The sequence below is a fragment of the Nocardiopsis listeri genome (genome assembly GCF_020741345.1).
GTDB lineage: Bacteria > Actinomycetota > Actinomycetes > Streptosporangiales > Streptosporangiaceae > Nocardiopsis > Nocardiopsis listeri_A.
This window is the reverse complement of sequence record NZ_DYZD01000264.1, coordinates 1-4,530: the sequence shown is the minus strand read 5'-3', so window position 1 is coordinate 4,530 and position 4,530 is coordinate 1. Positions and strand designations below refer to the sequence as shown.

Sequence of the window (4,530 nt, the reverse complement as noted above, 5' to 3'; positions counted from 1 at the left end):
TGCGAACCGTCAACTCCCCGTCGACCACCCACGGGCGGTCGATGACTCGCCCGAGTCCGAGGATCGCCACCTGGGGGTGGTTGATGATCGCGGCGCTGCCGTCGACCCGCAGTGACCCGTAGTTGTTCAGGGTGAACGTGCCGCCGGTCAGTTCGGCCGGGGTGGCCTTGCCCTCGCGGGCCCGCCGCGCGAGTTCCTTGATCCGGGCGTCGAGTTCGACGGTGGTGAGCCGGTGCGCGCCCATCACGGCGGGGGCGACCAGACCTCGGTCGGTCTGGACGGCCAGGCCCAGGTTGACCCCGTCGTACTGGACGAGCTCCTCGCGTTCGGTGTCCACCAGGCCGTTGAGCTCCGGGTGGGCTCGCAGACCGGCCAGGGCGAAACGGGCGACGTAGGCGAGCAGGCCGGGACCCTCCGGGTCGGAACGGCGCAGGCGCACCAGCTCGGTGGCGTCCACGTCCACCCACACGGTCGCTTCGGGGATCTCCCGCCGGCTGCGGGAGAGCGACGCCGCCACGGACCTGCGGAACGTGCCCATCGGAACCCGCCGGGACTCGGCCAGGCCGGTGCGGGCGTCGAGGTCTCCCTGGGACACAGGGGCCGGGGCGGGGTCGGGGGAGTGGACCGCGATCGGGGCGGACGGGGCCGGAGCGGTGGTGGAGGCACCGGCCGCCTCGATCGCGGAGCGTACGTCCCGTCGGGTGATGAGCCCGCCCGGGCCACTGCCCTGGATGTCGGCCACACGGAGTCCGGCCTCCCGGGCCATCTGCCGGACCAGGGGAGAGGTCACCAACGGGACCCGACGGGTCGGCGCCGGGGTCGTGGGGCGGGTGCCGTGCGCCGGCGGACGGTCACGGGGCCTGCGGCGCCGTCCCGTGGCCTGCGCTTCGGGGGTCCCGTAACCGATGAGAACGTTGCCCGAACCCGAGCCGGCGCGTTCCTCTTCGCGATAGCGCTCACCCGCGGGGTCGGAGACCGTGACGGGGGCGGCCGTGGTCGTGTCCGCCCCGGTGTCCACGGTGATGAGCGGCTTACCGACCGCCATCACCTCACCCTCCCGCCCGTGCAGGACGGTCACCGTCCCGGCGTAGGGGGAGGGGACCTCGACGATCGACTTGGCGGTCTCGACCTCGGCGATCGGCTGGTCGAGGGCGACGGTGTCGCCGACGGCGACCAGCCATCGGACCACTTCGGCCTCGGTCAGGCCCTCACCGAGGTCGGGGAGGTCGAAATTCCGGGCGGTCACTGGTCCTCCCACTGCAGGTCGTCGACGGCGTCGAGGATGCGGTCCACGCCGGGCAGTTGGAACCGCTCCAGTTTGGGCGGGGGGAAGGGGATGTCGAAGCCGGTGACCCGGCGGACCGGGGCGGCCAGGGAGTGGAAGCAGCGCTCGGTGACCCGGGCCACGATCTCGGAGGCCACACTGGCGTAGCCGCTCGCCTCGGCGATCACGACGGCGCGTCCGGTGGAGCGCACGGCGGCGCACACGGTCTCGTCGTCGAAGGGAACGGGGGAGCGCACGTCCACGACCTGGAGGCTGCGCCCCTCCAGCGCGGCGGCCTCGGCGGCCTCCAACGCGGTGGGCACGGACGGCCCGTAGGCGATGAGCGTGGCGTCGGTGCCCTCACGGCGGACGACGGCCTTGCCCATGGCGGGCACGGGACGGTCGAAGTCCACCTCCTCCTTGGCCCAGTAGAGCTTCTTGGGCTCCATGAACACGACGGGGTCCGGGGAGACGATGGCCTCGCGCAGCAGGTGGTAGGCGTCCTCGGGGGTGGCCGGGGTGACGACCTTCAGACCGGGGGTGTGGGCGTAGTAGGCCTCGGAGGAGTCGCAGTGGTGCTCCACGCCGCCGATGCCGCCGGCGAAGGGCACACGGATGACCATGGGCAGACCGACCCGGCCGCGGGTGCGGTTGCGGGTCTTGGCCACGTGGCTGGCGATCTGCTCGAAGGCCGGGTAGGCGAACGCGTCGAACTGCATCTCCACGACCGGGCGCATGCCGTTCATCGCCATGCCCACGGCCATTCCGACGATGCCGGACTCGGCCAGCGGGGTGTCGAAGCAACGGTCCTCACCGAACTCGGCGGTCAGCCCGTCGGTGATCCGAAAGACGCCGCCGAGCGGGCCGACGTCCTCGCCGAACACGTACACGGAGGGGTCCTCGGAGAGGGAGTCGCGCAGCGCCCGGTTGAGCGCCTGCGCCATGGAGAGCTTCTCGGTCGCCATGTCAGTTGCCCTCTCTGCTCAGTTCGTCGGCCAGGAAGGCGGACTGCTCGTTCAACTGCGGGGTGGGGACGGCGAACACGTGGGCGAACAGTTCGGCGGGCTCGGGGTCGGTGTCCTCGGCGACGCCCTCGCGCATGTGGGCGGCGACGGTTTCGGCCGTCTCGGCGATCTCGGCCTGTCGGGCCTTGGTGAGCACCCGCTTGCGCTTGAGGTACTTCTCCATGCGCGACAACGGGTCGCGCTCCACCCACGGGTCGACCTCGCCGCTGTCTCGGTAGCGGGTGTCGTCGTCGGCGTTGGTGTGCGCCTGCATTCGGTAGGTGTGCGCCTCGATCAGCCGTGGTCCCCCGTCGGAACGGGCCGACTCCACGGCGCGCTCCAGGACGGCGAGGACCGCGGCGGCGTCGTTGCCGTCCACCCGCTCGCCCGGAACGCCGTAGCCGACGCCCTTGTGGGCGAGCGAGGGGGCGGCGCTCTGCCGGGCCAGGGGCACGGAGATGGCGTACTCGTTGTTCTGCACGAAGAACACGACCGGGGCCTTGAACACGGCCGCGAAGTTCAGCGCTTCGTGGAAGTCGCCTTCGCTGGTGGCGCCGTCACCGCACAGCGCCATGACGACGGTGTCCTCCCCCCGAAGGCGGGCGGCGTGGGCGACTCCGACGGCGTGCAGGAGCTGGGTTGCCAGCGGGGTGGCCTGTGGCGCGACCTTGTGCGCGTAGGGGTCGTAACCGGCGTGCCAGTCGCCCTTGAGGAGGGTGAGGACCTCGACGGGGTCGACCCCGCGCGCGATGACGGCGGCGGTGTCGCGGTAGGTGGGGAAGAGCCAGTCGCCGTCGGCCAGTGCGAGCGCGGCGCCGGTCTGGCAGGCCTCCTGGCCGTGGGAGGAGGGGTAGACGGCGAGGCGGCCCTGGCGGACGAGGGCACCGGCCTGATCGTTGACCCTCCGGCCGATCACCAGGGAGGTGTACGCCTCCAGGAGACGCCGGTGGTCGGGCATCACTAGACCGGAGCCGTCGACCGGGGTCCCCGTCTCGTCGAGCAGCTGTAGGGGCCGCTCGGAGGGGAGTAGGCCCTGGTGCTCAGCCATGCTGCAACCTCCTGGTGCGCGGAAGATCTGTACGCAGACATGGTGCTGTTTCCGGCCATCTGTTCGCTACAAACCAGGAGAAGTCAAGAAAATGTCATGGAGACAGGCACATTTAATGACAAAACGTCCTACCTTGTGACACAGGACACCGACCTCCGTGGACATGTGGCCCACGACTCAGGGTCGCGTGACCCTCGACCCACATGTCGACCTGTCGACTCGTCCCTACGGCGACTCGTCGCCGAAACGACACCCGACGGGCCCACCGCGCCACCGTTCGGGTGCCCGGGCGTCGTTAGCATGTACCGGTGCGGCGGACGGCCTGACCTGCGAGACGCCGCCGCGAATCGAACAACGCCAGGGCTACCAGGGGGAACCAGACCGTGAGCGACGAGCGCGAGAACCTGACCTACGAGCTCTTCGGCACCGCCATCCGGGAGATGGCCCAGACGATCGCCGACGACGGGTACGAGCCCGACATCATCCTGTCCATCGCTCGCGGCGGCCTGTTCGTCGCGGGGGGTCTGGGCTACGCCATGGACGTCAAGAACCTGCACGTGATGAACGTGGAGTTCTACACCGGGGTCGGCACCACGCTCGACATGCCGGTCATGCTTCCCCCGGTACCCAACGTGGTGGACCTGAGCAACAAGAAGGTGCTGGTGGCCGACGACGTCGCCGACACCGGCAAGACCCTCAAGCTCGTGCACGACTTCTGTTCCGAACACGTCGCCGAGGTCCGCAGCGCGGTCATCTACGAGAAGCCGCAGTCGCTGATCAAGTGCGAGTACGTGTGGAAGCACACCGACCGCTGGATCAACTTCCCCTGGTCGGTCCTGCCCCCGGTGGTCGATCGCCCCGACCAGGTTCGCGACGCCTGACCGACGCCTCCGGCGCCGGCCGAGGCCCAGGTCGTGTTCGAGGCGGGTGAGCCCCCTTCCTCCCCGCTCTCACCCTCACGCGAAGGATCCGTTCCGGCCCCGCCGCTCCGGTCCGCGGTGGGCCACCCGGCCTCCAACCGAGCGGCACCCCTTCGCTCACACCCACCGCGATCGCGACCGGGAACAGGTTCGGGGCGTCGACGAAGACCGCCAGAGCGGTCAACGCGGCGGGCGGGGCGCAGGAGATCAACAGGAGCGCAAAGAACAGGGTGAACTGGCCCGGGGGGCACCCGAAGCCAGGGGGCGCGCCCGTGCGGTTCGGGCCCAGGGGCC

The 4,530-nt window shown here is 70.6% G+C and carries 4 protein-coding genes; 1 reads left to right on the top strand and 3 read right to left on the bottom strand.

Annotation, left to right across the window (positions count from 1 at the left end):
* The 3 genes from K8V84_RS13945 to pdhA all read right to left on the bottom strand — a co-directional run.
* A partial coding sequence (locus K8V84_RS13945; RefSeq protein WP_304074786.1) for a dihydrolipoamide acetyltransferase family protein occupies positions 1 to 1,246 on the bottom strand: 1,246 nt, incomplete at its 3' end.
* On the bottom strand, positions 1,243 to 2,229 hold the full coding sequence (locus K8V84_RS13940; protein ID WP_304074785.1) for an alpha-ketoacid dehydrogenase subunit beta: 987 nt from the start codon (positions 2,227 to 2,229) through the stop codon (positions 1,243 to 1,245). The genes K8V84_RS13945 and K8V84_RS13940, both read right to left, overlap by 4 nt.
* 1 nt (position 2,230) lies before the next feature.
* A complete protein-coding gene (gene pdhA / locus K8V84_RS13935) occupies positions 2,231 to 3,316 on the bottom strand; it encodes a pyruvate dehydrogenase (acetyl-transferring) E1 component subunit alpha (RefSeq protein WP_304074784.1) in 1,086 nt (361 codons plus the stop codon).
* Positions 3,317 to 3,699: 383 nt separating this feature from the next.
* Between pdhA and K8V84_RS13930 the strand changes: the two genes are divergently transcribed.
* On the top strand, positions 3,700 to 4,197 hold the full coding sequence (locus K8V84_RS13930; RefSeq protein ID WP_304074783.1) for a phosphoribosyltransferase: 498 nt from the start codon (positions 3,700 to 3,702) through the stop codon (positions 4,195 to 4,197).
* Positions 4,198 to 4,530 lie beyond the last annotated feature (333 nt).

Coding starts and splice junctions, on each gene's coding strand:
- pdhA (WP_304074784.1), bottom strand. CDS start 3,316: ATGGCTGAGCACCAGGGCCTACTCCCCTCCGAGCGGCCCCTACAGCTG.
- K8V84_RS13940 (WP_304074785.1), bottom strand. CDS start 2,229: ATGGCGACCGAGAAGCTCTCCATGGCGCAGGCGCTCAACCGGGCGCTG.